We start from the raw sequence: 3,896 nt of genomic DNA, 5'->3' as shown, positions 1-3,896 counted from the left end.
GTGTTGAATACCGCAGATATGCGTAAGCGCAAACCAATGCAATACTTACAGATATTACCAAAATTGGTAAGTACCGTACGTAGCGCATCAAAAAATCCTTTATTGATACTTTAACACTTTGCTGACTTTCCTGTTCGTTCATTGCAGGTGTTTAATAAATAATTAAAAATTATGTTTCACACTCAATATTCAATGTCACCTACCTCAATATATTATATACAATAGCAACAATAGATACTAAACTAGCCACTGCTGAGACAATGGTCAAGTTGCGGTATAATTGCTGGTCGCTGCCTGTTTGCTTTCTTTCGTTGGAGTATACCATCACTACATCGTTCTGCTGCAGAGAAAAATAAGGCGACTGGAACAAGTTCGGATCTTTCAGGTTAATCTGGCCAAACTCACGCTTTCCCTCCTTTTCACGTATCACCAGCAAATTATCCCTTCGTCCATATATTGTAAGATCGCCGGCCAAACCCACCAGTTCAAGGATGGTAAGCTTTTCTTCCGGAATAGAATAGGGGCCGGGCTTATTTACTTCTCCCAATATGTTAACGTGAAAGTTAAGAAAACGTACATCGGTGTAAGGGTTGGTTAAATACACTTTAAGCTTTTCATCCATCATCTTCATTAATTCCTGCTTGGTCAGGCCTTCCACATGTAACACACCCAATGTTTGAAAACGGATATTGCCTTCCTGGTCAACCAGGTAGCCAGTAGCACCGCCTGCACCTGCTTTTGTGATCTGCTGGTTAAAAATAGCAGTAGCTTCAGGATTATCGCTATAAACGTAAATGCTTAACAAATCACCTTTTTGAATGACAACTTCTTTTACAGCTACCTTTAAGTTTTCGGGAATATCCAATTTACCGTCAAGATATTTCAATTCTTCCCGGGCTTTCTTGGTACTGGTACAAGAACCCATAAACATTACAACTACTACAAAAATACAAGCCTGTATAAAACGTGATACGGGCGTTTGCAACATATTGATAGAGTATTAATGACTAATTTAAACTTCGATTATTCTTTTACGAATCTAATCAAAGCGACCGTATTAACTTCGCCGGATTGCCAGCGTAAATACCTTTTTCTTTTACATCCTTTGTAACCACGGCTCCTGCTCCAATCACTACTCCATCACATATTGATACCGGCAACAAAGTCACATTAGAGCCTATTGAAACCCTGTTTCCGATGGTGGTCATTTTCCAGGCATTTCTGTCTCCAGAAGGGCCACCGCTTGAGAACACATCATTAACAAACATTACCCCATGCCCAATAAAACAATCTTCGCCAATTGTTACTCCATCACAAATAAAACTATGCGATTGTATCCGGGTACGTTCTCCTACTACTACATTACTTTGTATCTCTACAAACGGCCCAATAAAACAATCATCGCCGATTGTACAATCATACAAATTAACCGGCTGAACCACCTTTACATCTCTTCCAAAAGAAACGTCGCGTATTTGAGATGATAATAAAATAGGTTGGTTCATAGCTGGGTGGTGGCGCTATAAATTTTTTCAATAGCAGAAACTGTTTTCAGCCCATCCCAGGCACTGGTCGTCATTGATCCATTGTGCAGCAATACATCTATAAGATTATCGTATACCTTATCATGATTACTCATCGATCCCACATAATTGCCATATTCATTGGCAATGTTCCCGGCTGGTAAATCGGCTATGGTATAATCTTTAATATTCTGATATTCCAGCTCATTCAGATACTGACCACCGATCTTCACCGTTCCTTTTTCACCAAAGATGGTCAGCGATCCTTCCATATTTTTAGAATAACTGTTCACTGTATAATTGATGGTACCGATGGCGCCATTCACAAATTGCAGTATCACCACACCTGTATCTTCAAATTCAATAATACCCTGGTGCTCATAATTAGCCATCATTGACTGTACAAGTTTTACATCACCAATCATCCACAATAAAAGATCTATAAAATGACTGAACTGTGTAAACAACGTACCACCGTCCAGTTTCAAAGTACCCTTCCAGCTGTTGGCATAGTAATCAGCGCCTCTGTTCCAGAAACAATTAAGCTGAATACTGTAAATTTTGCCAAGCCTTCCTTCATCCAGTATTTTCTTAACGGCTACTACCGGCGGGTTATACCGGTTTTGTTTAATAATAAACAGTCGCTTATTATTTTTTTCAGCCGCACTTATCATTAACTCACAATCTTTAACCCGTAACGCCATAGGCTTTTCACACAACACATGCAATCCTGCTCCTAAAGCTTTTATACTATGTTCTGCATGTAAACCATTTGGCGTACATACCGACACCACATCAAAATTACCGGCTGCCTTTAAAAGCTCTTCTATAGAATAGTAAGCTATCGCATTGTATTTATTCGCCAGCTTATCAGCCCTTTCTTTTACCACATCACAAACTGCGACCAAAGTACCTTTCTTATTTATGTCCTCTGCATGTCGCTGAGCAATTCGTCCACAACCTATAATAGCAAACCTAATCACTTGTCAAGAAGCAGGATCTTTGATTTATCAATATAGGCTGAAAGAATAAACCCTATACTTTCTATAACTACTTCAACTTTTTTGTGCAATACTTTCTTTACGGTTCCTTCCTTACCCATTAATATACCACTTTGCACCATTACTTTCTTTCCTGCTTCAATATCAACAGGCCGTACTTCCACATCGTGATGGTCGTTTAAAAAACGTTTGATGGTCTCAATTTCTTTTTCTTTGATATTCGCAGGCTTGCCCAACCAGTATATAAAATTCACCACCCCATCAGTCATTCGCACCTGCGTTTTTTCGTCTTCATTCACTTTTACAAACACGTATGATTTAAACAGGGGCTCATCAACAATTTTTATCCGATCACTCCACTTGCGATGCACTTTATTGAGGGGGCAATAACTTTCAATACCTTTTTCTTCCAGTAGTTTATGCACCTTCTTTTCCCAGCGAGGGCGGGTATAAACAGCAAACCATTTTTTTGATGTTGGTGCAGCCATAAAAAGATGCCAAAAACGTCAACAATTATTAGTAAGAATTACGCAGAGCTTCGCCTCCTCAGCCACAGATTATCTCTGCAACCAACTGTAATTCAGTACATTATATCATATCACTAATCTCCCAACAATAATAAAAGGATATAAGTGAGCCACTTCAATGAAGTACTCCTTATACCCTTCCATTATAAAATTTATTTAGCGTAACAGTTTTTTCGTCCACAGGAATTCTTTCCATGTTTTTATTCTAAAGCATAGAAGTTTTAACCATTCGGTACTTCCATTGGCAAAAGCCTGCAAGTGCGCTACGGAACGGGTGCAAATATAGGTGTTTTTTAATGTGTATAAACATGTGTAAAAAATCTTAAACTATTATTTTTCAACCAAAAATGCCGTTTTCTCAGTCCCAATCTGTTATCAATAAACTAAAAAACACATTAAAAAGAATTAACACGCCCATTCAACCCCTTTTTACGATTGGCGCAAGGTAAATCATTTCTATAATCAATCTTTCACAAGTTGTAAACCCAGGTTATTATTTTGGCCATGCAAAAACCCGATTATAAACAGAGGAAAGGCTAATACCCCCATCACGGTATCATTAAAGAAAAGTAATTATTTATCTTTTTGAATAATGACCAATTGTGCGCCAGCAGGTTTCTATAGGCCACGCCAAAAACGTACACGATTTAATAAATATTGTTATCTGACATAAGCTACCACTCGTTCGCAGAAAACCGCATGTCTTTTACAGATAGAGAAATGCCTGCTGTGCTTTCAATATCTTGTTTCCTGTTTACAGGTTCCTTATCTTTCCTATCAAATGTAATATCTTGCAAAAACGCTTCTATTCCCTTGATGTTTTCCGGGGTGCTACGGTTGCTTTT

The 3,896-nt window shown here is 38.3% G+C and carries 4 protein-coding genes; all 4 read right to left on the bottom strand.

The window, feature by feature from the left end; all coding sequences use genetic code 11:
• Window positions 1-199 precede the first annotated feature (199 nt).
• From ACJ751_RS10415 to ACJ751_RS10400, 4 genes are read right to left on the bottom strand one after another with little or no spacing between them, the layout of a single operon-like run.
• Entirely contained in the window at window positions 200-988 is a 789-nt protein-coding gene (locus ACJ751_RS10415; RefSeq protein WP_407745429.1) for a polysaccharide biosynthesis/export family protein, read from the bottom strand.
• Between the two features lie 55 nt (window positions 989-1,043).
• A complete protein-coding gene (locus tag ACJ751_RS10410) occupies window positions 1,044-1,505 on the bottom strand; it encodes an acyltransferase (RefSeq protein WP_407745428.1) in 462 nt (153 codons plus the stop codon).
• Entirely contained in the window at window positions 1,502-2,506 is a 1,005-nt protein-coding gene (locus ACJ751_RS10405) for a Gfo/Idh/MocA family protein (RefSeq protein ID WP_407745427.1), read from the bottom strand. Before ACJ751_RS10405 ends, ACJ751_RS10410 begins: the two co-directional genes overlap by 4 nt.
• On the bottom strand, window positions 2,503-3,012 hold the full coding sequence (locus tag ACJ751_RS10400; protein ID WP_407745426.1) for a UpxY family transcription antiterminator: 510 nt from the start codon (window positions 3,010-3,012) through the stop codon (window positions 2,503-2,505). The genes ACJ751_RS10405 and ACJ751_RS10400 overlap by 4 nt, the downstream gene beginning before the upstream one ends.
• Between the last annotated feature and the right edge of the window lie 884 nt (window positions 3,013-3,896).

This window comes from Niastella sp. (assembly GCF_045805085.1).
Classification (GTDB): Bacteria; Bacteroidota; Bacteroidia; order Chitinophagales; family Chitinophagaceae; genus Niastella.
This window is presented reverse-complemented; position numbering and strand designations above follow the sequence as displayed.